Origin of the sequence: Microbacterium sp. NPDC086615, assembly GCF_040686055.1 — a bacterium.
GTDB lineage: Bacteria > Actinomycetota > Actinomycetes > Actinomycetales > Microbacteriaceae > Microbacterium.
Genome location: NZ_JBFBJJ010000001.1, coordinates 302,979 through 325,691 on the forward strand (window position 1 = coordinate 302,979; position 22,713 = coordinate 325,691).

At 69.7% G+C, this 22,713-nt stretch carries 24 protein-coding genes; 13 read left to right on the forward strand and 11 right to left on the reverse strand.

Translation table 11 applies throughout. The annotated features are described in order from the left end of the window. Positions 1–40: 40 nt before the first annotated feature. The gene (locus AB0O24_RS01395) at positions 41–448 is read right to left on the reverse strand and encodes a hypothetical protein (RefSeq protein WP_081319288.1); all 408 of its coding nucleotides are present in this window, start codon (positions 446–448) and stop codon (positions 41–43) included. 91 nt (positions 449–539) lie between these two features. On the opposite strand from AB0O24_RS01395, the gene AB0O24_RS01400 reads away from it, so the two are divergent. After that, entirely contained in the window at positions 540–1,469 is a 930-nt protein-coding gene (locus AB0O24_RS01400; protein WP_363371993.1) for a GNAT family N-acetyltransferase, read from the forward strand. 108 nt (positions 1,470–1,577) lie between these two features. Here AB0O24_RS01400 and AB0O24_RS01405 read toward each other — a convergent pair whose 3' ends face one another. From AB0O24_RS01405 to AB0O24_RS01425, 5 genes are all read right to left on the reverse strand, one after another. Further along, positions 1,578–2,198: a hypothetical protein gene (locus tag AB0O24_RS01405; RefSeq protein ID WP_275799753.1), complete on the reverse strand. Its 621-nt coding sequence runs from the start codon at positions 2,196–2,198 to the stop codon at positions 1,578–1,580. A gap of 157 nt (positions 2,199–2,355) precedes the next feature. Further along, a complete protein-coding gene (locus AB0O24_RS01410; RefSeq protein WP_363371997.1) occupies positions 2,356–3,132 on the reverse strand; it encodes an LLM class flavin-dependent oxidoreductase in 777 nt (258 codons plus the stop codon). Then, positions 3,129–4,010: an LLM class flavin-dependent oxidoreductase gene (locus tag AB0O24_RS01415; protein ID WP_363371999.1), complete on the reverse strand. Its 882-nt coding sequence runs from the start codon at positions 4,008–4,010 to the stop codon at positions 3,129–3,131. Before AB0O24_RS01415 ends, AB0O24_RS01410 begins: the two co-directional genes overlap by 4 nt. 488 nt (positions 4,011–4,498) lie before the next feature. Continuing rightward, the gene (locus tag AB0O24_RS01420; protein WP_363372002.1) at positions 4,499–7,024 is read right to left on the reverse strand and encodes an ATP-dependent Clp protease ATP-binding subunit; all 2,526 of its coding nucleotides are present in this window, start codon (positions 7,022–7,024) and stop codon (positions 4,499–4,501) included. 102 nt (positions 7,025–7,126) lie between these two features. Continuing rightward, positions 7,127–7,960 (reverse strand): hypothetical protein, encoded by an 834-nt coding sequence (locus AB0O24_RS01425; RefSeq protein WP_275799748.1) that lies wholly within the window; start codon positions 7,958–7,960, stop codon positions 7,127–7,129. Between the two features lie 115 nt (positions 7,961–8,075). Between AB0O24_RS01425 and AB0O24_RS01430 the strand changes: the two genes are divergently transcribed. The 5 genes from AB0O24_RS01430 (at position 8,076) to AB0O24_RS01450 (ending at position 12,473) form a co-directional block, all read left to right on the forward strand. Further along, positions 8,076–8,855, forward strand: a complete 780-nt coding sequence (locus AB0O24_RS01430; protein WP_363372005.1) for an EI24 domain-containing protein — start codon at positions 8,076–8,078, stop codon at positions 8,853–8,855. A gap of 24 nt (positions 8,856–8,879) precedes the next feature. After that, positions 8,880–9,029 (forward strand): hypothetical protein, encoded by a 150-nt coding sequence (locus AB0O24_RS01435; RefSeq protein WP_166671746.1) that lies wholly within the window; start codon positions 8,880–8,882, stop codon positions 9,027–9,029. 16 nt (positions 9,030–9,045) lie between these two features. Then, positions 9,046–10,710: a thiamine pyrophosphate-binding protein gene (locus tag AB0O24_RS01440; RefSeq protein ID WP_363372007.1), complete on the forward strand. Its 1,665-nt coding sequence runs from the start codon at positions 9,046–9,048 to the stop codon at positions 10,708–10,710. A gap of 70 nt (positions 10,711–10,780) precedes the next feature. Next, positions 10,781–11,887: a class I SAM-dependent methyltransferase gene (locus tag AB0O24_RS01445; protein WP_275799745.1), complete on the forward strand. Its 1,107-nt coding sequence runs from the start codon at positions 10,781–10,783 to the stop codon at positions 11,885–11,887. Between the two features lie 28 nt (positions 11,888–11,915). Then, entirely contained in the window at positions 11,916–12,473 is a 558-nt protein-coding gene (locus tag AB0O24_RS01450) for a hypothetical protein (protein WP_275799744.1), read from the forward strand. Between the two features lie 8 nt (positions 12,474–12,481). Here the strand turns inward: AB0O24_RS01450 and AB0O24_RS01455 are convergent, their stop codons facing one another. Beyond that, complete coding sequence (locus AB0O24_RS01455) at positions 12,482–12,946, reverse strand: DUF3817 domain-containing protein (RefSeq protein ID WP_275799743.1); 465 nt, start codon at positions 12,944–12,946, stop codon at positions 12,482–12,484. 420 nt (positions 12,947–13,366) lie between these two features. Between AB0O24_RS01455 and AB0O24_RS01460 the strand changes: the two genes are divergently transcribed. Beyond that, on the forward strand, positions 13,367–14,392 hold the full coding sequence (locus tag AB0O24_RS01460; protein WP_275799742.1) for an FUSC family protein: 1,026 nt from the start codon (positions 13,367–13,369) through the stop codon (positions 14,390–14,392). Between the two features lie 4 nt (positions 14,393–14,396). Continuing rightward, complete coding sequence (locus AB0O24_RS01465; RefSeq protein WP_275799741.1) at positions 14,397–14,882, forward strand: hypothetical protein; 486 nt, start codon at positions 14,397–14,399, stop codon at positions 14,880–14,882. A 21-nt stretch (positions 14,883–14,903) separates the two neighbouring features. Here AB0O24_RS01465 and AB0O24_RS01470 read toward each other — a convergent pair whose 3' ends face one another. After that, positions 14,904–15,296, reverse strand: coding sequence for a nuclear transport factor 2 family protein (locus AB0O24_RS01470; RefSeq protein WP_275799740.1), 393 nt, complete (start codon positions 15,294–15,296; stop codon positions 14,904–14,906). Between the two features lie 97 nt (positions 15,297–15,393). On the opposite strand from AB0O24_RS01470, the gene AB0O24_RS01475 reads away from it, so the two are divergent. The 5 genes from AB0O24_RS01475 (at position 15,394) to AB0O24_RS01495 (ending at position 20,197) form a co-directional block, all read left to right on the forward strand. Further along, on the forward strand, positions 15,394–16,242 hold the full coding sequence (locus AB0O24_RS01475; protein WP_275799739.1) for a ribokinase: 849 nt from the start codon (positions 15,394–15,396) through the stop codon (positions 16,240–16,242). Next, positions 16,239–17,165: a nucleoside hydrolase gene (locus AB0O24_RS01480; RefSeq protein ID WP_275799738.1), complete on the forward strand. Its 927-nt coding sequence runs from the start codon at positions 16,239–16,241 to the stop codon at positions 17,163–17,165. Before AB0O24_RS01475 ends, AB0O24_RS01480 begins: the two co-directional genes overlap by 4 nt. Positions 17,166–17,447: 282 nt before the next feature. Continuing rightward, positions 17,448–17,744, forward strand: coding sequence for a response regulator transcription factor (locus tag AB0O24_RS01485; RefSeq protein WP_363372013.1), 297 nt, complete (start codon positions 17,448–17,450; stop codon positions 17,742–17,744). A 209-nt stretch (positions 17,745–17,953) separates the two neighbouring features. After that, entirely contained in the window at positions 17,954–18,487 is a 534-nt protein-coding gene (locus AB0O24_RS01490; protein WP_363372016.1) for a hypothetical protein, read from the forward strand. Positions 18,488–18,757: 270 nt separating this feature from the next. Continuing rightward, on the forward strand, positions 18,758–20,197 hold the full coding sequence (locus AB0O24_RS01495; RefSeq protein WP_363372019.1) for a tetratricopeptide repeat protein: 1,440 nt from the start codon (positions 18,758–18,760) through the stop codon (positions 20,195–20,197). Positions 20,198–20,207: 10 nt separating this feature from the next. On the opposite strand, the gene AB0O24_RS01500 is transcribed toward AB0O24_RS01495, so the two are convergent. The 3 genes from AB0O24_RS01500 to nrdF all read right to left on the reverse strand — a co-directional run bounded on the left by AB0O24_RS01500 (position 20,208) and on the right by nrdF (position 22,684). Further along, positions 20,208–20,828: a metallophosphoesterase gene (locus tag AB0O24_RS01500; RefSeq protein WP_363372022.1), complete on the reverse strand. Its 621-nt coding sequence runs from the start codon at positions 20,826–20,828 to the stop codon at positions 20,208–20,210. Continuing rightward, a complete protein-coding gene (locus tag AB0O24_RS01505; RefSeq protein WP_363372025.1) occupies positions 20,825–21,604 on the reverse strand; it encodes a nucleotidyltransferase domain-containing protein in 780 nt (259 codons plus the stop codon). Before AB0O24_RS01505 ends, AB0O24_RS01500 begins: the two co-directional genes overlap by 4 nt. A gap of 105 nt (positions 21,605–21,709) precedes the next feature. Further along, positions 21,710–22,684, reverse strand: coding sequence for a class 1b ribonucleoside-diphosphate reductase subunit beta (gene nrdF / locus AB0O24_RS01510; protein ID WP_013585931.1), 975 nt, complete (start codon positions 22,682–22,684; stop codon positions 21,710–21,712). Between the last annotated feature and the right edge of the window lie 29 nt (positions 22,685–22,713).

Genomic DNA, 22,713 nt, shown 5'->3' on the forward strand with positions numbered 1-22,713 from the left:
CGCGGAGCGTCCCGCGGCGAGAGCGGAACTCGGCGCGACGTCAGCGCCGACGCGTCGCCCACCAGGCCCACGCCACGAGCGGGACCTGCAGGAAGAGCCGGACGAACCGCGCGCGATCGGTGTTCAGGCCGGGTGCCGATCGACCCGTGCGCCACTGGTGCACGTTGCCGGGGAACACCGCGACGAAGAACGCGGCGATCGCCGCGCCGACTCGTCCGCGTTCTCGCGGGAGCGCGATGAGCGCGGTGCCGAGGAGCACTTCGGCCGCTCCGGATGCCACGACGATGGCGTCCTTGTCGGTGTGGAGCATTCTCGTCGCCCAGCCGGGCACGACGATGCGGTAGCCGCGACGACCCCACGTCAGGTGGCTGACGCCGGCGCCGACCAGGAGCAGGGCCAGGCCGCCGCGCGCGACGGAGCGGATGGTGAGACCTCGGGGGCGTGGCATCCGGTCAGTCTTTCACTCACGACGCGGTCGAGGGCCGGTCGCGCGAGCGTTGTCGGCGTGCGGCGTGCGTCGCGTTCCCTAAACTCGCCGCATGCCCGTCTCGGACTACATCGCCTCGATCCGCTCGCGCATCGGAACCGACCTACTGCTCCTGCCGGGAGTGACCGCGGTGATCCGGGACCGGGATCGGTTCCTCCTGGCCCGCCACCGTCACTCCGGGCTGTGGAGCCTGATGGGCGGAGCGGTGGAACCCGGCGAAGAGCCGGCCGAGGCCCTGCACCGCGAGGTCGGCGAAGAAACCGGAGCCGCCGTGCGCATCCGCGCGATCGTCGGCGTTTATGGTGGGGAACCCATGATGGTCACCTACCCGAACGGCGATCAGGTCGGATACGTGACCACCGCCTACGACTGCGAGCTGCTGAGCGCGGCCGTCGCCGACCAGGACGAGCTTCTCGAGGTGGGGTGGTTCGCGCGCGACGAGATCGCCGCGCTCCCCCGCAGGGACTGGATCGATCGAGTGATCGCGGACGCCGGGGTGGGGCCGCAGGTCGTCGTCATCCGTCCGGCCACCCCTGAGGATGCCACGGCCATCGCCCGCGTGCACGCGAGGTCCTGGCGCGAGACCTACGGCAAGTTCGTCGACGACCCCGAAATGAACCCCTGGTTCGCCGTCGAGCGTCGGATCGAGATGTGGACGACTGCCCTCGAAGACACCGCCACACCCCCGATGGTCGCGGTGGCCGACGGCGAGATTATCGGCTTCGCCGCCGCGCAACGGACGCCCGAGCCCGAGGCCGTGCGTCCCGAGGAAGTGACGGCGCTCTACGTCCTCTCGTCGGCGCACGGCAACGGTGCCGGGCAGGCGCTGCTCGACGCTGTGATCGCAGACCGGCACGCATCGCTCTGGGTCGCGGCGGACAATCCGCGTGCTGAGGCGTTCTACCGACGCAACGGGTTCCGCCCCGACGGCGCCGTATCGACGTTCGGGCCGATCCCCCGAACCCTGAGGATGGTCCGGTAGCCCCTGCGTCAGGACGGTGCGAGAAGTCCTTCCTCCCCGGCAGCTCGCGCTCGACGAGTGCGACCGCGTGTGCCGACGCTGCTGAATCGAAGTCCCATCCGCGCCGGATCAGCCCTGACCGGGAAGACCGAAGCTGGTGCCGGGATCGGGCGTCGGGCACACCGAGGTCGAGCCGAGCGCGACGACGTCGGCTTGCACCGCGACGCTGGAACCTCTCCGATCCACTCGGAAGAGGACGCCCTGCTGGGAGAGGTCTTCCGGGGTGAAGGCGACGGTGGCGGAGGTCGGCGGCGGGGCATCGCCGAATGAGCCGCCCCCGGTCGTGGCCTTGAGACCGGCGGGCGGGTTATCACGAATCCATTCGATCGTCTCGTCCACACCGGTGTTCGGGACGAGCCATTCCCCGTGACGCCCCGCGATGGGGGCGCAGATCCATCCGGCGAACGACGTGTACAACCGGGTGTTGTCGTCCGTGCGCACCGCCCCCGCGGGCAGTGCGATCGCGCCGAGCCACGCATCGGCTTGGGCGATCGAGGCGGCGTCCGGCGTGGACGCGGGCGTCGGAGCGGGCTCCGAACCGAGGTTCGACTCCGTGGCGGGCGGTGGGCCGACCGAGGCCGCCGCGGCGTTCCCTGTCGGAGCGTCCCCGGCCGCCGGCGCACCGGTGCAGGCGGAGAGCAGCGCCGCAGCGGCCGCGATCGTCACGAGGGTCACCGGAAGTCGCCGCATGGGCCCATGCTACGGCGCGAGGCGCGGCGAACATCCGCGCGGGGTCCCGCAGCCACCGCCGTGGCACGCCGACAGGCACGGATCGGCCGGCGCGAGAACCGTGCGACGACTGTCGCCGTCGGCCCGCGCGAAGACGGATCGGCGGCGCCCCCTCCCGTCAGCTCGGCGAAGGTGCCGTCCGCCGCACGAAATCGACGTAGGCCTCCACCGTGTCTTCCGGCACGATCGCGCGGAGCACGACCTCGTCGGTCACCGCGGTGTACGCCTCGAGTGCACCGCTCAGCTCGGTGACGTCGCGGATCGTCGTGTCGGCGGCATCCACCCCCATCCGCGCGAAATTCGCGGCGTAGTTCGGGAACGACGCGTATCGCTCGGTCTCGGCGGCGAGGCGTGCTCGGGCGCCGGGAACGATCGCCGTTCTCACGTAAACGGCGACATGGGCGGCCGGTGCGACCTCGTGAAGGACCTCGGTCTGCGCGCGTGCCTCGACCGGCGGCACCCAGTTGAGAAGCACCCCCTCGGCCCGCTCGACGCCGGTGCGGCGCATTTTCGGGCCGAGCGCGCCGACGAGCACACGCGGCATGCCCGCGCCGTGCAGCACCTCGATCGCGTCTCTGACGCGTGCCAGTGCCCCCTCTTTCGCCACGCCGGACCCGATGCCCAGCGTCAACCGGTCGAGGGGAAGACCGAGGGATGCCACCTCCGCGGCGATCTCGTCACCGGGTCGACGGTCGACGGGCACGACTCCCGTGGCGAGGTGCAGGCGCTCGGTCACCGTCGCCGCCGCGGCGAGCGCGGCAAGAGCGTCGCCGTCGGGGGTGTCGTTGATCCAGAGCGCGTGGAACCCGGCTCTCTCGACCTCGGGGGCGATGCGCGCGATGGCGTCGGGGCCGAGCGCTCCCGCGAGTCCGAGCGAGACGATACCGCGGGTCATGACACCCCTCCGGCGTTCGGGACAGCGATCGCCACCTGACCGACCGCGGCGTAGAAGGCCGCGAGGTCGACCTCATCGGTCGGAAGCAGCACGACGTCGTCGACACCCGCGGCCTGGAACCGGGAGACGCCGTCGGCGACCTCCGACACCGAGCCGGCGAGCACCCGATCCCCGGCATCGGGTCGGTCACCCGCCGCGGCGATTGCCCGTTCGCGGGCGTCGGGACCGAAGGCCGTGAGCACGTAGGCGACGACGTCGGTGCGGCCGTCGCGACCGGCATCCGCTCGCCCCGCCCGCACCACGCCGACGGCCTCGGCGATCTCGTCGACCGTGTGCCGGCTGTCGAGGATGACACCGTCGGCGACGGCACCGGCGAGAGCCAGCGTCTTCGGCCCCTCGGCCGCCGCGTAGACGAGCGGAGCCTCGGCGGGCGGCCAGTCGAGGGCGACCTCGCGCAGTCGAACGTACCTCCCCTCGGCGCTGACCGTGTCGCCCGCGAGCAACGAGCGGAGGGCGGGGAGCTGCTCCTGCATGAGCGTGAGCGGCGAGGCGGCCTTCGCCCCGACCTGACGCATCCAGTCCTGTACGCCGTGTCCGAAACCGGGGAGGAGCCGCCCGGGGAACATGCGCTCGATCGTCGCGACCTCCATCGCCGAGGCGGCGACGTTGCGGAGGGGCAACGGCGCGATCCCGACGCCGATGCGCAGGTGATCGGTGACGGCCAGGGCGGCGGCTGCGGCGGCCCAAGCGGAGGAGCGGAAGCAGTCTTCCCACAGCCACAGCTCCTCGATGCCGGCGTCTTCCGCCGCGCGCGCGGCGTCGCGCAGCTGCTCGGGCGGGTGGGGGTAGGGGCTGAAGATCGTGCCGATACGACTCATCCCTCTACTCTGCCCCGAACCTCCGACATCGGGCGAGGGTCGTGGCATCCGGTGGGCCGATCTGCTGGGGGCCCACGTGCTACCGCGTACCGTCCGGCGGAGATCACCGGCAACACGCCCACACCGGCCCACCCCCACCGGCGTGTCGCCCCCGAACTCCGCGCGGCGGCACGGCCCCACGCCGGCCCGCCGGCCGCCCTCTCACGGCCTGCCGCGTACCCTCCGGCGGAGATCACGACCGACACGCCGCCCCGACACCGCCCCCACCGGAGTGTCACCCCCGAACTCCGCGCGACGGCACGGCCCACGCCGGCCCCGACCCGACGGCCGCCCACCCCCGACCTCGGCCGCCCACCCCCGACCTCGGCCGCCCACCCCCGACCTCGGCCACCGACCACCGACCACCCCGTACCGTCCCGCGGATATCCCCCGAACACGCGAAAGGCCCCCGGAACCCGAAGGTTCCGAGGGCCTGGAGCCCGACGGCCCTACGCCGCGAGAGCCGCCGACGCCGCGCGGACGACGAAGCCCGAGGCGTCGGCATCCACCGTCACCGCTCCCCCGTCGCTCAGCTCACCCGAGACGAAGAGGTCGGCGATGCGGTCGTCGACCTCGCGCTGGATGAGCCGGCGCAGGGGCCGCGCGCCGTACTCGGGCTCGTACCCGACGTCGGCGAGACGGTCGACGGCGGCCTCGGTGACCTCCAGAACCACCTCACGCGAGGCGAGCCGCCGCGCGGACGCGCCCAGCAGCAGCCGGACGATCTCGCGCAGCTGCTTCTTCTCGAGCTTCTGGAACAGGACGATGTCGTCGATGCGGTTGAGGAACTCGGGCCGCATCGCCTCGCGCAGCTTGCCCATCACCCGGTCGCGGAGGTCCGAGGCTTCGAACTCGCGTCCCGTCGTGGTGAACCCGATCGCCCCGGATCGGGATGCCAGGATCTCGGCGCCCAGGTTCGAGGTCATCACGATCACCGTGTTGCGGAAGTCGACCGTGCGTCCCTGGCCGTCGGTCAGGCGTCCGTCGTCGAGCACCTGCAGCAGCAGGGTGAACACGTCGGGGTGAGCCTTCTCGATCTCGTCGAACAGCACGACCGCGTAAGGGTTGCGCCGGACGCGCTCGGTGAGTTGACCCGCCTCGTCGTAGCCGACGTATCCGGGAGGGGCACCGACGAGGCGCGACACGGTGTGGCGCTCGCCGAACTCGCTCATGTCGAAACGGATCACGGCACCGTCGTCGTCGAAGAGCGACCCCGCGAGGGCCTTCGCGAGCTCGGTCTTGCCGACGCCCGTGGGGCCGAGGAAGAGGAACGAACCGACGGGACGGTTCTCGTCTCCCATGCCCGTGCGGTTGCGGCGCACGGCCCTGGCGACCGCGGTGACGGCGTCGTCCTGCCCGATGACCCGGGCGTGCAACTCGTTCTCGAGCTGCGAAAGGCGTCCGCGTTCGGTCGCCGTCAGTCGGGCGACCGGGATGCCGGTGGACCGGCTGATCACCGCGGCGATCTCGGGCTCGTCGACCACGGCCGCGACCCGGGGGCCACGCGTCGCCTCGTCGAGCCGGGCCTGCACGGCGGCCATCTCGTCGCGCAGGCGCGAGGCCTCCTCGTAGTGCTCGGCTGAGACGGCGGCGTTCTTCTCCGCCTCGAGAGTGGCGAGCCGCTCCAACAGCGACGAGGTGTCGACCGAGACCCCGAGCTTCAGACGCAGGCGCGCTCCGGCCTGGTCGATGAGGTCGATCGCCTTGTCAGGGAGCACGCGGTCGGGAAGGTACCGGTCGCTCAGCTCGACGGCGGCGCGCAGCGCGTCGTCGGTGTAGGTGACGGCGTGGTGCTCCTCGTACGCCGAACGCAGACCGCGGAGGATCTCCACGGCATCCGTCAGCGAAGGCTCGCCCACGCGCACCGGCTGCAGACGCCGCTCGAGAGCGGGGTCCTTCTCGATCGTGCGGTACTCACGCAGCGTGGTCGCGCCGATGAGACGCACGTCGCCGCGCGCGAGACGCGGCTTGAGGATATTGCCCGCGTCCATCGATCCGTCGCCGCTGCCGCCCGCGCCGACGAGGGTGTGCACCTCGTCGATGAAGACGACGAGCTTTTCGGATGCCGCGATCTCCTCCATCGTCTGCGTCAGACGCTCCTCGAAGTCGCCGCGATAACGTGCGCCGGCGAGCATCGCCGCGAGGTCGATCGAGACCACGCGGGTGCCGCGGAGCTGATCGGGAACCTCATCGGCGACGATCGCACGAGCCAGTCCCTCGACGATCGCGGTCTTTCCGACGCCGGCCTCGCCGATCAGGACCGGGTTGTTCTTCGTCCGGCGGCTGAGGATCTCGATCGTCTGCTCGATCTCGTCGGACCGGCCGATGACCGGGTCGAGCTCGCCCGCCGTCGCGAGGGCGGTCAGATCGGTGCCGAAGCGGTCGAGATTCGGGGTCGTGGATGCCGTCTGCTCGGGCGCGGAAGTCGGCTCGCCGCCCACGACGGTCTCGCGCACGCCCTGGGTCAGGGCCTCGGCCGTGACACCGGCCTGCGCGAGGATCTGCCCGGCGGGCGCGTCCTGCGCCAGCACGAGCGCGAAGAAGAGGTGGTCGGGGTCGACGTAGGTGGATCCTGCGGCCCGCGCGACCTGGAAGGCGTGGAACAGCGCGCGCTGGACGGAACCGGCGACGACGGCCCCGTCGACGTCGGCAGCGGGACCGGCCGCCGGGAGCCGGCTCTCGGCGGCGCGGGCGATCGCGACCGGGTCGGCGCCGAGGCGCGACACGGCCTCGCGCGCGGGCGACTGCCCCACGAGGACGTGGAGCACGTGAAGGGCGTCGAGCTCGCGCTGGCCCCGACCGAGTGCGTACCGGCCCGCCGCCTGCAACGCCTCTTGCGTGCGGGCGCTCAGGAACCTGCTGAGGTCGATGGACCGTTCGGCGCGGGCGCGCTCCCCCGCGAGGTAGCGGGCGAGGAACTCGTCGAACGACTGGGCGCCGTTGTCCCCGGCGTCGGGGGTGAAGTCTTCGGGCACGAATGTCTCCTGTGATACATGAGTCAAGCTCACTCAAGTTTGAGACTTGAGCGGCTATGTATCAACTTCAACGACGTGGTTCCGAGGTTATTCCCGGCAATCTCACGCGCGCAGCGCGGGATCGGGGGCGTCCCAGAATTCGACCGTCTGCACGAGCCAGAACACCGCGAACAGCACCACCACGACAGACTCCCCGAGGAAGATCGCCGGCACACCCCCCACGGTCGCCGTCGCCGCTCTTCCGGCGACCAGCACCGCGACCAGGGCGATCAGCACCCCCAGGATGCCGACCGCGACCACGGCGTACAGCATCCGGAAGCGACGCGCGGCGCGTTGGGGCCGCCACGCCGACACGGCGGCGACCACACCGATCACCGAGAAGAACCCGACGGCAGCGACGTTGTGCGCACCGCGGAGGAACGTCGGGAAGTCGGCGAGAGCCCACGACACGAATCCGACGACGATCAGCGCGATCCCGACCAGCGTCACGACGGTCCCCCACCCCGCGGACCCCTGCGTGCGCGCGAGGACCGCGGCGGAGATCAGGACGACGACGGAGAGGGATGCCACCGACACGCCGTTGTTGATCACTCCGGCGACCGCCGCACCCGGCACGCACACCGCGGCGCCCTCGCAGGAAGCGTCGGAGATCGGCGTGGGCACCAGCGCGACGACGAGAGCGAACACCGCCGCCACGTCGAGGAGTCCCTGCTCGATGCTGCGCCCGGAGAGGACGAGGAGCGCCAACGCGATCGCGCACAGGCTCCCCACGAAGAGATGGCCTGCCGGTGTGTAGAACGCAGCGCTGATCGAGGAAAGCACACCCGCCCTCGCGACCTCGAGCCCCACGGACACCGCCAGAACGAGGGTCGCCGCCACGATCGACAACCGCACGTATCGATAGGTGCGCTGGGTCGACGTCGTGCGGATCCGCATGCCCACATCCTGGCATCGACCCCCGACACGACGAGCCCGGGGGCGCGCATGCCCGACCACCCCGACCGTCGGCGCAGCCCGACCCGTGTCGGAGGGGTCTGCCAGACTCGTCGGCATGCGCGAATTCCTCGCCGGCGCCGGCCTCCTGCTCCGCGGTCTCGGCCAGTGGCGCCGCACGCCCGGCGCGATGGCACTCGGGCTCATCCCCGGTGCCGTCGTCGGCCTGGCGTTCGGCGCCGCGCTCGTGGGGTGGGGCTTCTGGCTTCCGAGCCTCGTCGACGACTGGACGCCGTTCGCCGACGGATGGGAACCGTTCTGGGCCGCCGCCCTCCGCGTGGCAATCGGGGTCGCGTCGTTCGGTGCGGTGCTGTTCCTCTTCGCCGTCTCGTTCACCGCCGTGACTCTGACGGTCGGCGAGCCGATCTACGACCGGATCTGGCGCGCGACCGAGCGCTCCGCCCTCGGCGCGGTGCCGAACGTCGAGTACGGCTTCTGGCGGGGAGTGGGCGACAGCGCGCGGCTGGTGCTCCGTGGCATCCTGGTCGCTCTTCTCGCGTGGCTGCTCGGGCTCATCCCCCTCGTCGGAGGCGTGCTCGGGGGTGTCGTCGGCCTCCTGCTGACCGGCTGGCTCCTCGCCGACGAACTCACCTCCCGCGCGCTCTCGGCCCGTGGCCTCGACCGCCGGGCGCGACGCACCCTCCTTCGCGAGCACCGCGCGAAGGCCCTCGGGTTCGGCGTCGCGACCCAGATCTGCTTCCTCGTCCCGCTCGGCGCGGTCGCGATCATGCCGGCGGCCGTGGCGGGGAGCACGCTCTGGGCGCACGCCGCGCTCGGCGAGAAACCGTCCCGCGACGCGGTCGAGCCCGAGGCACGACCCGCCGACCCGGCACGGTAGCCTGGAGCGACCGAAGGGATCCTCATGTTCATCGTCTCGCTCATCCTGTTCGTCGGGGGCATGCTGCTCACCGGCCTCTCGTTCTCGCTCGCGGCGCCCGCGCTGTTCTTCGCCCTCGGCATCCTCCTCGTCGCGGCATCGTTGGCGCTGCCCTTCCACTTCGGCACGCGGTAAACCGGGAGCATCGGCCATGACGACCTATACCGTGGCCGACTACCTCCTCGATCGACTGGCCGAATCGGGAGTACGGCACTTCTTCGGCGTCCCAGGCGATTTCACGCTCGCCTTCCTCGACCACGTCGAGCGGCACCCGCTCATCGAATGGGTCGGATGCGCCAACGAGCTCGGCGCGGGCTACGCCGCCGACGGCTACGCGCGCCTCCACGGCCTCGGCGCCCTCAGCACGACCTTCGGCGTCGGCGAACTCTCCGCCATCAGTGCGGTCGCCGGCAGTTACGCCGAGCACGTCCCGGTCCTGCACGTCGTCGGCGCTCCCACCACCGCGGTGCAGGCAGCCGGGCGGGCGAGCCACCACTCCCTCGGCGACGGCGACTTCGGCCACTTCGCCCGCATGACCGCCGAGGTCACCGCCGCTCAAGAAGTGCTGACGGCGACGGATGCCACGGCCCAGATCGACCGCCTCGTCACCGAGGTGCGCCATCGGCGCCTACCGGGATACCTGCTGATCCCCGCTGACATCGGCGAGACGCCCGTCGACCCTCCGTCCGAGCCGCTCCCCTCCCCCGACACCGTCACCGACCCCGCGGTGCTCACCCGGTTCCGCGATGCGGTCGCCGCTCGGCTGGCCGTGGCCGACTCCGCCGCCGTCCTCGCCGACATCCTCGTCGCGCGCCTCGACGCCGAAGACCACCTGCACCGCGTCCTCGAGAGCGGAGTGCCGCACGCCTCGTTGCTGTGGGGCCGCCGCGTCGTCGACGAGTCGGCATCCGGGTATCTCGGTCCCTACCTCGGTGCGGCGAGTGCTCCCGCCGTCCGCGCGGGCATCGAAGAAGCCGACGTGCTCGTCATGGCGGGCGTGCAGTTCACCGATCTGACGAGCGGGTTCTTCTCGCAGCACATCGACCCGGCGCGCACGATCGAGATCCGCGGCGAGCACGCGCGCATCGGCGACGACGACTTCCGCCCGCTCGCGATGCGGGACGCCCTCGACGCCGTCGCCGACGAACTCGCCGCGCTCCCCGGTCGCTTCGCGGTCGATGCGGGAGCCCCGCCCGTCGCTCCGCGACCGCCCGCCGAAGCGGGTGACGCGCTGTCGCAGTCGGCGCTGTGGCACGAGGTGGCCGCCTTCCTCCGCGACGGCGACACCGTGCTCGCCGACCAGGGCACGTCGTTCTACGGCATGGCCGGAGAACGCCTGCCCCACGGCGTCGTGTTCGGTGGTCAGCCGCTGTGGGCCGCGATCGGTTTCACGCTGCCGGCGATCCTCGGTGCCGCGCTCGCCCGACCCGAGCGGCGCCCGGTGCTGCTGATCGGCGACGGCGCCGCCCAGCTCACGAGCGCCGAGCTCGGTACGCTCGTGCGCCACGGCGTGCCGGCGGTCATCGTCGTGGTCGACAACGGCGGCTACACGGTCGAGCGCGTGATCCACGGCCTGCACGAGGAGTACAACGACATCGCGACGTGGGATTGGACCGCGCTCCTCGGCGCGATGGATCCCGCCGGTACGAACGTCGGTGTGCGCGTCGACACCGTCGGGGCTCTCAGCGACGCACTCGCCGCGGCGCGGCGATCGGAGGGGCTGACGCTCATCCAGGCGGTCGTCCCGCAGGACGATGTGCCGCCGGTACTCGCCGACCTGGCCGCCGCCGCGGCCGCCGCGAACCGCCGGTCCTGACGTTCTGCTCCCGGCTCGGTTCGCCGGTCCGCCGCCGTCGGCGAGGTCGCGCGCCGGGTACCGTGTCCGAGTGCCGTTCTCACTCGATGCCCTCCGCCGCTGGCCCGATCTCGAGGCACCCGACCTGCTCGCCGTGGACGCGGCCGACCGGCTGATCCTCGACGAGTCCGCCGAGGCCCGTGCGTGTCTCGCGGACGGACAGCTCGTCGTGATCGGCGACGCCTACGGGGCACTCACCCTGGCCTCGGCCGCTGCCGGAGCGCGCGGCATCCGGGTACATCAGGACGAGCTCACCGGCGAACAGGCCCTCGCGGCGAACGCCGAGACGACGCAGCTCACCGGATCGTTCACCTCGCACGCCCGGGATGCCGCCCTCCTCGAGAACGCGCGCGTCGTGCTGCTGCGTCTGCCGCGGGCGCTGCGTGAGCTGCACGACATCACAGGGCTCATCGCCCGATACGCCCACCCGGACGTGGTCGTCTTCGCGGGCGGGCGGCTGAAGCACATGACCCTGACGATGAACGACGTGCTCCGCGAACGGTTCGAGCGGGTCGACGTCTCGCACGCCCGACAGAAGTCGCGCGTCCTCATCGCCCGCGGGCCGCACGACGGCGCCGACCCCGAACCGGAGAGGGCGCGGATCGACGGACTCGAGATCCGCGCGTTCGGCGGCGCGTTCGCCGGGGCGTCGCTCGACATCGGCACCCGGCTTCTCCTGGCCCACCTCCCCGAGCCGCGCGACGCGGAGGCTATCGACCTCGCGTGCGGCACCGGCATCGTCGCCGCGACCCTGGCGACACGGCATCCCTCCCTCCGGGTTCTCGCGTGCGACCAGTCCGCGATCGCGGTCGAGTCGGCGCGCGCGACGGCCGAGGCCAACGGCGTCGCCGACCGGGTCACCGTGGTGCGCGACGACATGCTGCGAAGCCGGCCCGACGACACTGCGTCGTTCATCGCGCTCAACCCGCCGTTCCACTCGGGAGCAGCGGTCACCGAGGGCATCGCCCCGCGCATGTTCGCCGAGGCGGCACGTGTGCTCCGTCCGGGCGGCGAACTCTGGACGGTGTGGAACTCCGCGCTGCAGTACCGGCCCGCCCTCGAGCGTCTCGTCGGGCCGACCCGGCAGGTCGCCCGCGATCGCAAGTTCACGGTGACGGTGTCGACCCGGACGGCGTAGATTCTCGTCATCAGCGCGAGGAGGCGCCATGCGACGTCGTGTCATCGGGATGCTCGGCGCCGCCGCGTCCCTGACGGTCCTCCTCGCGATCGGCGCGCCCGCCACGGCCGCTGTCGCCGCCTACTCCGACCCGCTCGGCACCACGGTCACGACCCCGCTCTTCGCCGACTGTTCGCGCGTGGACGCGAGCGGCCGCGAGTACGCGCGCCGTCACGGCATCGCCGTGTGCGCAGCCAACACCACCCCGCCGGGGGTCGCACTGCGCACCGAAGCGGTCGGTGGCGAGGAGTGCGGCGCGCTCACCCTGACGGCGATGAGCTGGGGCCGGGGCGTCGCGGCGGTCGAGTGGAGAGCGTCTTCGGAGACCGGTCCGATCGACGGCGTGGACCTGACCGTCTCGGTCTCGGGACGGGCGGGAACCACGGTGCACCGCTTCTCGGGGCCGACCGGCTCGACGCCCGCGAGCGAGGGGATGGTGACGTACGTCGGCACCGGTCTCGCGGTCGTCACGATCTCGGGAACCGTCGAGACGGCCGTGGCGGCCTGCTCGCTCTCGTCGGCTCCCGCGCGCATCGGGGTGCGCTGAGGCGGACGTCAGCCCTTACCGCCGGGAGGGCCGACGACCAGCAGCACGACGAAGACGAGCGCGACGACGGCGACGAGGACGAGCCCGAGCACCCACGGCCGGCGCAGGAAGAACCGCAGCGCTCGGTCGATCGGACGCCTGTCGCGCGGGTCGCCGCTGTCGTCGAGCCGCCACCCGCCGCGGAGCCGTCCCGACCGCTGCAGCCACACCTCAGTCGGAATCGTCGCGTACGGGATCACGGCGCTGACGATCGCGACGGCCGCCGGGACGAATCCCCATCGCTGGTTCAGCGCCACGAGCACCGCCGTCGCGCCGTAGGCGAGGAACACGAACCCGTGGATACCGCCTCCGATGCTCACCGCGATCGGGAGGTCGGCGGTCGCCCGCAGGATGAGCCCGCCGATCAACAGGGTCCACGAGACCGCTTCGGCGATCGCGAGCGTGCGGAACAGGGTCAGGGGCGTGCGGAACACGTCTCTCCTCGGGCAGGGTCGGGGTTTTCCACCCTACGGAACCCGAGGCCGCGGCATCCCGGGTCTCCTCGACGTCGAACGACGCTCACTCGGTGGGCTGGTCGTCCTCCTCGAGCGACGGGTCCGACCTGTCGGCCTCGGCCGCGGTCGACGTGTCGGGCTCGGGACCGGGTTCGATGGGGCGCTTCTCTCGCTCGGTGTCCATTCCTCCACCCCATCAGATCGGCGACCGGATGCCAGGGACTTGACGACGCGGGGCGGGATGGCCGCACCGCGCCCGGGCCAAACTCCTGAGCATTCGGGAGCGCTGGGCGTGCCACGGCGCCCCGAGGTGCCACAGCCCCGTTATCTCAGGAGTTTCGCCCAGCCCGCCGCGGAGGCGGATCCGAGCGCCCTATGGGGGGCGCGTAGGCTGGAGGGATGGCGGAATCCCGGGGGCGCGTGTGGACCGGGGTCATCCGGGTGGGGCCGCGACAGGGCGATCATCGCGTCGCGCTGCGGGCCGTGATCAGCGTCGGTGCTCCCCTTCTCGTCCTTCTTCTGATCGGCCGCCTCGATCTCAGCGTGTACGCGAGCTTCGGCGCGTTCGCCGCGCTGTACGGCCGCGCCGACCGCCCGCGCACGCGCGTCGGGATGCAGGCGACCGCCGGCGCCGTCCTCGTCGGATCGATGCTCGTCGGGACGCTCCTGTCGTTCCTCGCGACGCCCGCGCTCGCGAGCGTCGCGGTCGTCGCCGTGCTGGCGGCCGCGGTGACCCTGTTCGCGTACCGCAAGCGCTGGCACCCGCCGGGGGCCCTGTTCGCGGTGTTCGCTGCGGGGGCGACGGCGAGCTTTCCCGCGACGGCGGCGACCTTCGGCCTCGTGCTGCTCGTCGGCGGCGCGAGCGTCGTCTGGAGCCTCGTCGTCACGACGGCATTCGCGCTCGGCCGCCGCGCGTCGTGGCGACGCCCCGAGCGCACGCGCCCGCCGATCGGTCCCGTCGCGTGGGAGATGACGGCGACGGTCGGCGTCGCGGCTCTGCTCGCCGGCATCGCGGGCGCGCTGTTGATCGGCACGCACTGGTACTGGGCCATGGTCGGCGCGGTCGCCGCGGTCGGCGGTGCGCACGTGACGGCCCGTCTCATCCGAGGTGTGCAGCGCTTGGTCGGAACGCTCCTCGGCGTGCTGATCGCGGCCGGACTCCTCGCCCTCGACCTGCCGCCGTGGCTCGTGATCGTCGTCGCCGTCGCCCTGCAGGCCGGCGCCGAGCTGTTCGTGGGCCGCAACTACGGCATCGCGATGATCTTCATCACTCCGCTCGCGCTCCTCATGGTCTCGCTCGCCTCACCGGTCACGCCCGACCTGCTGCTGCGCGATCGCGTGCTCGAGACGGTCATCGGCGTCGCCGTCGGAACCGTGGTGGCGATCGTGTCGGCGGGGCTCAGGCGCCGTTCCCCGGCAAACTGACCCCATGGATGCCGAAAACGCCCGCCGTCTCGGAACCGATGCCGCCGAGCGGATCAGTGCGGGATGCTACGGCGCCCTGGTCTCGGCATCCACTCTCATCGGTCTCGGCGACGCCGATCTGAGCGACGTGATCCTCGTCGTCGCGCTGACGAACGTCGTCTACTTCGCGACCCATGTCTTCGCCTACTCGCTCGGCGACGTCTCGGCGAAGCGCCCGTCGTCGATCGTCCGACACCACCTCGCGGTGAGCGCGCCGATGGTGTCGGTCACCTTCCTTCCCCTGATCGTCGTCGTGGTGCTCGTGGCGACGGGCGTCGACCTTCCGACCGCTCTGCTGTGGGGCGTCGGCGTGGCGATGGCCTATCTCGTCGCCGTGGCGACGACCGGCGCGCGCCTTCGCGGCTACTCGCCGATCGTGGTGATCCTCACCGCCGTCGGCGCCGCGGTCATCGCCGGGCTGCTGATCGTGGCGAAGCTGCTGCTGCACTGATCGGGCCGGGGCGCGCCGCACTCAGACCGGCGTCGTGGTGTGGTCGCCGTGCCGGTGAACGATGCGCCAGGCGCCGTCTTCGCGGCGCCAGACGTGCGTGACGCGGACGACGAACGCCCGCGGCTCGGCGCCGTCGACCGACAGCACACCGCTCTCGCGCCCCGCGGTCATCGCCCAGTCGTCGCCGACGAGCACGCGGTCGTACTCGGGCACGAGGGTTCCGCCGCGGAAGCGGCGCGCCACGACCTCGAGGGTGGCCGCGACGTCGGCGGCGGTCGTCGCGTGCGTCCCGAACCCGCCCATGAGGGTGGCGTCGTCGGTCCGTGTCCACAGCGACGCGAACGGGCGCGGATCGCCGTGGCCCATGGCATCCAGGGCGCGCTCGAGGTCGCGGAGGGCGTCGTCGAAGGTCATGCGAACATCGTCGCGCACTCGCGCCGTCATGTCGCGCACGCGTGTCACCCGCCCGCGTCGCCGGCGATGTCGGCGGGCCGTGACATGCTGGGTCCTCGTGAGCCCGTCTTCTGCCGTCCCCCATCTCACCGTCGTCGGCGCGATCAACGTCGACCTCACCGCGCGCGTCGAGCGTGCTCCGGCCGCAGGAGAGACCGTCGCGGACGGGGTGCTCCAGCGCGGACCGGGCGGGAAGGGCGCGAATCAGGCCGTCGCGGCCGCCCGACTGGGCGCCCAGGTGCGGATGGTCGGCGCGGTTGGCGATGACCTCGACGGGCGCGGCATCCGGGATCAGCTGGCCGCCGTGGGCATCGACGCCTCGGGCGTGCAGACCACCGAGGCCGCCACCGGCACCGCGCTCATCGTCGTCGATGCGACCGGCGAGAACTCGATCGTCGTGTGCGCCGGCGCGAACGCGGCGATCGACCCGGGCGCACTCGGCATCGAGAGCGGCGCCGCGGTGCTGATGCAGTTGGAGGTTTCGGATGCCGTCGTCTCGGCCGCCGCGGAGACCGCGGGCTACCTCGCACTGAACGCCGCTCCCGCGCGGCCGCTGCCCCCCGGGGTCCTCGAGCGCTCGGACCTCGTCATCGTGAACGAGACGGAGTACGCGCAGCTCCCCGAGGTGCACGACGCTCCGCTGCTCTGCGTGACGCTCGGCGCCGACGGCGCCCGCCTGTACCGCCACGGCGAGGTCGTCGCCTCGGCGGAAGGAGTGCGCACGACCGTCCGCAACACCGTCGGAGCGGGCGACGCCTTCTGCGCGGCGCTCGTGTGCGGACTCCTGCGCGGTGACGCCGAGGCCGACGCCCTCGCACGCGCCTGCGCCGTGGGAGCCGCGGCCGTCGCCGACGACGCGTCGCAACCCGCCCTCGAACCCCTCGACGCGTACGGAGCATCCGTATGACCCGCCGCCCGATCCTCGTCGACTGTGACACCGGCATCGACGACGCCCTCGCCCTGGCGTACCTGCTGGCCGAGCCGAACGTCGAGATCGTGGGCGTCACGACGGTGTCGGGGAACACGCATGCCGCCCGCGCGGCCGCCAACACCCTCTCGCTGTTCGAGCTCGCCGGGGTGGACGACATCCCCGTTGCGATCGGAGCGCACGACTTCCGCGGGCGTGAGTACGCCGGCGGGGCCCCGCACGTCCACGGCGCGGACGGGGTCGGCGGGATCGCGCTGACGGCCGCCGCCCGCGCACATGACGCCCGCGCGGCCGTCGAGCTCATCGATCACCTGGCCCAGCGGCATCCGGATCTCACCGTGCTCGCCCTCGGACCTCTCACGAACCTCGCCGCGTACGCCGAGACCCCCGGGGTGGCCGCTCTCGATCGGCTCGTGATCATGGGAGGCGCGTTCTCGCACTCGGGCAACGTGACCGCGTGGGCCGAAGCCAACATCCACAACGACCCCGAGGCCGCCGCCGTCGTGTTCGCGCAGGACTGGGACATCACCGTCGTCCCCCTCGACGTGACGATGACGCAGACCCTGGATGCCACCGACCTCGTGCGCCTCGACGCGATCCCCGGCGCTCTCCCCCGCGCGTTGGCCGCGATGCTCCCGGCCTACCTCGACTTCTACGAGGGCCGCGTGTTCCCCGACCGCCGCTGCGCACTGCACGACCCGCTCGCCGCGATGGTCGCCGCGGGATCGCTGCGCGGGGTCAGCGTCGCCCGCGGACGCATCGACGTGCGCCTCGAACGCGGCGAACGCGGTCGCACCGTGTCGTCGCACGCGTCCGATACGCAGCGCTGGGTGCGCGGCATGGAGGGCTCGGCGGTCGAGCTGCTGCTGGACCGCCTCGAGCGGCGGGTGTGGCCGGGCTGAGTTTCTCCGACCTCCCGCTCCAGGCCGGTCGCCGGCCGTACCCTCACGCGGAGTCGAGCGCCGAAACGCCGCCCGCGGCGACGCTCGCGCGGCGTGTCGCGCATGAACTCCGCGCGACGGCTCGCCGCCCGACCCCGGCCGAGGTACCGGGTCGCCACGTCATCCCCTTCTCGACGTCACCCCGCGCCGCGGCCGCCGGTCAGCTCTGCGCCACGCGGGTCCCCCGATCCCCCTCAGGTCCTCGCCCTCACGACATTCGACGTCGACGCGCAGGTTCTGGCTGTGCTGAAGGCCGGCGCGAGCGGCTATCTCGTGAAAGACACCCCACCCCTGGAGATCGTCGAGGCCATTCGCGAGACCGCCCGGGCGCGCCTGGCGGTGCTCACCCCGCGCGAGAAGGAGGTGGCGCGGGAGGTCGGCGCGGGCCACACCAACGCCGAGATCGCCGAACTGCTGCACTGCTCGCCGTCGACCGTGAAGGCGCACCTGGGCAGCGTGTTCACCGCGCTGAACGTGCAGAATCGCGTGCAGCTCGCGATCCTGGCGTACGACGCCGGCCTGCTCGACGACGCCCACTGACCGCGAGAGACCGGATGCCGGGAACCCATCGCGCGGTGATCACAATGTTCCCTGAGCCCTGAAGCGGTAGTGACACTCGGACGAACGCCCGCAGTCCGCGCCCGAATCTAACCGCCTTCGCAGGCCCCGGACGTGAGTCTCTATCTGACTGTTCATCGCCGCCGTCGTGTTCGCGCAGGACTGGGACATCACCGCCGTCCCCCCTCGACGTGACGATGACCCAGGCCCCGGATGCCACCGACCTCGTACGCCTCGACGCGATCCCCGGCGCGCTCCCCCGAGCGTTGGCCGCGATGCTCCCGGCCTACCTCGACTTCTACGAGGGGCGTGTGTTCCCCGACCGCCGCTGCGCGCTGCACGACCCGCTCGCCGCGATGGTCGCCGCGGGCGCGCTGCGCGGGGTCAGCGTCGCGCGCGGCCAGATCGACGTGCGCCTCGAACGCGGGGAGCGCGGACGCACCGTGTCGTCGCACGCGTCCGATACGCAGCGCTGGGTGCGCGGCATGGAGGGCTCGGCGGTCGAGCTGCTGTTGGACACGCTTGAGGGGCGGGTGTGGCCGGGCTCCGACTTTAAGTTAGAAGCCGCGGCGACTGTTGAACCACGCCGCCAACCGCGATGTATAGCGATAGGAAATCTCGCTTGGGAGGCGGTGCGCCTATCGTCGCTGTTCGCGCCGGCGCCGATGGCCTTCATTGAGCAGAGGGCGTATTCCTTGACGGTCGTCAGTGCGGTCAGTCGATGATTGGGAGCGTGACGGTACCGGCGCGCTGGACCGCCGCTGACGGTGGTCAAGGACCACGACGTCTTTCACGAACGCTGCGCGAGATGTGTTTACCTGCGGACCTGACGCTTCGACCGATCGTTGACGCGGCCTCCGCGCGCCAGCCGAAGGTCGAGATAACTATCGCTGAAGTAGACCTCGGACGTAAGAACTCTCGAAGGCCCCTCGAACCGCGCGACAAACTCGCGAACGTCCCGGCGCAATTGTGTGCCGTCGCTATAGAGTCGTGACGTGACCAGTCCTCTTCCTCTCCGAATCTTTTTGGCCACCCCGGGCGATCTCGCAGACGAGCGTCTCGTGGTGAAGACCACAGTCGAAGAACACAACAGGCGGCACCGCGCAAGAGCAAGAGCTCACTTCGAGGTCGTGGGATGGGAGCAAGTCAGAGGAACGGCTCGGCGCCCTCAAGAAGAAATAAATGAATTGATCAGCGAAAGCCACTTCATGGTTGTTCTGTTCAAGGAACGGTGGGGCTCGGAGCCTGGGAGCCCGTGGGGATACACGTCGGGCACCGAGGAAGAGCTATTCACCGGGCTCCTCGAATTGGGGCAGAGCGATCAACCCATGAGGGACGTATGGGTCTCATTTATGAAGCACGCCACGCCCGAGGAGCGCGTAAAGAACCTCAAGCAGCAGATGATCAATGATCACCCAATGCTCTTCGAGAACACCGCCGATCTCCGAGAACTGAAAGAGAAGCTAGCAGAAAGGCTCACGGGATGGGAGGAAATGGCATTGGCGGCAAAGAGCCCGCGACACATCGATCTCATTTCTTCTACCGGCAAGGAAATGCTCAAGGCTGCACGCCTCAGAGTGGTCGGAGAAAAATTGGTGGAACTCGGACAACCCATCCCCGGTCGAGCCAGCTTACAGGAGGCCGCAGCGCTCGGCGGTCCAATCGAAAATCTCGCCTTTGCCCAATTGCTGGCACGACAGGGCGAACTGGATGAGGCGCTGCAGGTCACACAAGATGCCATTGACCAGTGCGTAGAAGGCGCCTCTCCAATCTTCTCGAGCCTGATGGCAGAAGCGTTGGCAGCACAGGCCGGAGTACTCCGTCGACAGGGAAAGCTTAATGACGCGGTGGGCAGACTTGAGAGCGCGCTGTCACTGCTAGCCCAGGATGACGACATCACGAGGCGCATTCGGAGTCGAATCCTTGATGACCTTGGCATCGCTACACAAAAGCTGGAGAGATATGACGACGCAGCCGTCGCCTTCAACGAAGCGCTTGATATCCGGGAAACGTCCGGAACAGAGCGGGATGTTGCGCAATCGCTTGTGAACCTGGCGCGGCTTGCTGTTGCGAACGGAGACCTATCCGCCGCGCTCGATCACGCGCTCGCCGCGGAGGAGAAGGTAAAGAATTCTGCACCGACGGCACTTCACGCCAACATCGCGACACTTCTGGCTCAGGTGTATCTCCGCGACAGCAAGAGTGAGGTTGCCCTCAAGCACGCCGACCGTGCGCTCGCGTTGAACCGTCAGTTTGCCAACACGCGAGGCGTGGCCATCGCTCATCTCTTGCTCGCGCAGTGCTACCGCGCCGACAGCCAGATTGGGAAAGCCGAAGAGCACGCGCGTAAATGTAAAGAAGTTAACGAAAAGATGAGTAACGCGGACGGTGCGGCCCGCGCTGAGTGGTTGCTTCAGGAGATGGGCGTCCGCTGACGCGCCCACCCTACGATACGTCCACCACGTTTCCATCCGCGCCAATCTGAATGCACTCGCGGCTCGGCCACATGAATGATGTGAGGCGGCCGCCCTCGTCGCTGCAACCCGTGTCTATCTCTGCTGATAGGCGTCCAATCCTGGGCGTAATACCCACGGGGCGGTGCGCCGTGACGGCGAACCTACCAATGTTCAGCAGGCGCGCTCGTCCAAGCGGCTCGTGTTGAGCGACAAGCGTCCTGGTAGCGAAGCGAATGGGCATCGCCCGAAGAGCGTCTATGTGGACCGCCGGGACAGCGTTCAGGAGCGCTCCTATCGCATCCGGCCCAACATGTCCGCCGACGTACGAACGAACTGTGGCCGCGCCGCCCATTTTGAGGAAGATCCGCAGATCACGACTGTCCAGCGCCTCGAGAAATGCTGCTTCGTGATTCCCTCGGAGAAGGGTAACCAGACCATTTGCCGACTCAGTTATGAGCCTCTCCAAGACCGCCCTGGAATCAATTCCCTTGTTGACATAGTCCCCCAGGAACACAATTCGCTCGATGGACCGCGATCGCAGCGCATCAAGGATACCTTCGAGCGCGTTTAGCGATCCGTGCACATCGCCAACAAATGCGATCTCTTTCACAGTAGAATCTTTTCCACTTCCGCGTAGACGGACCCTCCACCGGAAGAACCAAGAATGAGGAAGGCTGCTGATAGCAAGTCTCCAGTCGAGCCCCATTCATTCACGACGGTTGCCTCTAGAGAACCGTGTTTGCTTGCGGGAAATTCGCCGGTCAGGTCACAGAGGCGCGAGAGACATTCGTCGAGTTCGGCCCGCGACGCGCTATCTCGGCGCCGCGACGCCAACAAATCAGCTAGCGAGAGGTCCCGCTTGCGATCCGCGATCTCGCGAACAGAAAAGCAGGGCTCACCGTCCTGAATTGCCTGGGCATACAAGCCACTTCGCAACAAGTAACGCGCATGCCTCAGCATCCCGTCCAGGTATTTTGGCAGATCGTTTTGCGGCGTCGTAAATAACGAAGACATCGCACGCGTGCGCACGAACAATCTCGCCGCGTCGACCTCCCCCATGGCATCGATACACGTGCGCAAGGCGAGAGACGGATCCCACAATATTTTCGCATCGCGGCTAAGATGAGCACCAAACAGGGTGCCAATACCCGTAGCGAGCTGAGCGGGCGTATAGAAACTGACGCTTACGTCCCCCACCGTTTTGCTTGGGCGGGACGAAGGAACTAGAGCCAGAACATCTAAATCCGACCCCTCTACCGAGTCGCCTCGTGCCCGACTGCCGTAGATAAGCAGTCCCATCAAATCGCGGGGCAGCCGGGGAAAGTCGCGGATGATATTGTCCGGCACACCCACCCCGCGCAAGGCCGCGGACGAATTGAATATCATCTGACTGACTCCTGGTGCCTTGAGGGAGTCTTAGCAATCTCACGACAACTCGTAATCATCCTCCCCGCAACGAGACGCGAACACACGAGCACGACCTCCTAGGACTCAGAAGTCCCAGTCGTCATCCTCGGTCGCCTCGGCCTTGCCGATGACGTACGAGGAGCCCGACCCACTGAAGAAGTCGTGGTTCTCGTCGGCGTTGGGCGACAGGGCCGACAGGATCGCGGGGTTCACATTCGTCACCGACGATGGGAACATCGCCTCGTAGCCGAGGTTCATCAGCGCCTTGTTGGCGTTGTAGTGGAGGAACTTCTTCACGTCTTCGCTGAGGCCCACCGCATCGTAGAGGCTCTGGGTGTAGCCCACCTCGTTGTCGTACAGCTCGTAGAGCAGCGAGAACGTGTAGTCCTTGATGTCGTCGCGACGAGCCTGGTCGACCGTCTCGAGGCCGCGCTGGAACTTGTAGCCGATGTAGTAGCCGTGCACGGCCTCGTCGCGGATGATGAGGCGGATCAGGTCGGCCGTGTTGGTGAGCTTCGCGCGGCTCGACCAGTGCATCGGCAGGTAGAAGCCTGAGTAGAAGAGGAACGACTCGAGCAGGGTCGAGGCGACCTTGCGCTTGAGCGGGTCGTCGCCACGGTAGTAGTCCATGACGATGCGCGCCTTCTTCTGAAGGAACTCGTTCTCGGTCGACCAGCGGAACGCCTCGTCGATCTCCTTCGTCGAGCACAGCGTCGAGAAGATCGACGAGTAGCTCTTCGCGTGCACCGACTCCATGAACGCGATGTTCGTGTAGACGGCCTCCTCGTGCGGCGTGATCGCATCGGGGATGAGCGAAACGGCGCCGACCGTGCCCTGGATCGTGTCGAGGAGCGTGAGCCCCGTGAACACGCGCATGGTGAGGGTCTGCTCCTCGGGGGTGAGCGTGTTCCACGACTGGATGTCGTTGGACAGCGGCACCTTCTCGGGGAGCCAGAAGTTGTTCACCAGACGGTTCCAGACCTCGAGGTCCTTGTCGTCCTGAATGCGGTTCCAGTTGATGGCCTGCACGTGGTTCAGCAGCTGCAGCTTCTCAGCCATGAGTGTCCTTTGTCGGAATCGTCGGGATC

Bases quoted from the DNA above. Each gene is read 5' to 3' on its own strand.
- AB0O24_RS01415 (WP_363371999.1), bottom strand. From the start codon at position 4,010: ATGAGTCGTATCGGCACGATCTTCAGCCCCTACCCCCACCCGCCCGAG.
- AB0O24_RS01480 (WP_275799738.1), top strand. From the start codon at position 16,239: ATGACCCGCCGCCCGATCCTCGTCGACTGTGACACCGGCATCGACGAC.
- AB0O24_RS01470 (WP_275799740.1), bottom strand. From the start codon at position 15,296: ATGACCTTCGACGACGCCCTCCGCGACCTCGAGCGCGCCCTGGATGCC.
- AB0O24_RS01460 (WP_275799742.1), top strand. From the start codon at position 13,367: ATGGCGGAATCCCGGGGGCGCGTGTGGACCGGGGTCATCCGGGTGGGG.
- AB0O24_RS01440 (WP_363372007.1), top strand. From the start codon at position 9,046: ATGACGACCTATACCGTGGCCGACTACCTCCTCGATCGACTGGCCGAA.
- AB0O24_RS01425 (WP_275799748.1), bottom strand. From the start codon at position 7,960: ATGCGGATCCGCACGACGTCGACCCAGCGCACCTATCGATACGTGCGG.
- AB0O24_RS01400 (WP_363371993.1), top strand. From the start codon at position 540: ATGCCCGTCTCGGACTACATCGCCTCGATCCGCTCGCGCATCGGAACC.
- AB0O24_RS01430 (WP_363372005.1), top strand. From the start codon at position 8,076: ATGCGCGAATTCCTCGCCGGCGCCGGCCTCCTGCTCCGCGGTCTCGGC.
- AB0O24_RS01410 (WP_363371997.1), bottom strand. From the start codon at position 3,132: ATGACCCGCGGTATCGTCTCGCTCGGACTCGCGGGAGCGCTCGGCCCC.
- AB0O24_RS01405 (WP_275799753.1), bottom strand. From the start codon at position 2,198: ATGCGGCGACTTCCGGTGACCCTCGTGACGATCGCGGCCGCTGCGGCG.
- AB0O24_RS01465 (WP_275799741.1), top strand. From the start codon at position 14,397: ATGGATGCCGAAAACGCCCGCCGTCTCGGAACCGATGCCGCCGAGCGG.
- nrdF (WP_013585931.1), bottom strand. From the start codon at position 22,684: ATGGCTGAGAAGCTGCAGCTGCTGAACCACGTGCAGGCCATCAACTGG.
- AB0O24_RS01505 (WP_363372025.1), bottom strand. From the start codon at position 21,604: ATGATATTCAATTCGTCCGCGGCCTTGCGCGGGGTGGGTGTGCCGGAC.
- AB0O24_RS01435 (WP_166671746.1), top strand. From the start codon at position 8,880: ATGTTCATCGTCTCGCTCATCCTGTTCGTCGGGGGCATGCTGCTCACC.
- AB0O24_RS01450 (WP_275799744.1), top strand. From the start codon at position 11,916: ATGCGACGTCGTGTCATCGGGATGCTCGGCGCCGCCGCGTCCCTGACG.
- AB0O24_RS01395 (WP_081319288.1), bottom strand. From the start codon at position 448: ATGCCACGCCCCCGAGGTCTCACCATCCGCTCCGTCGCGCGCGGCGGC.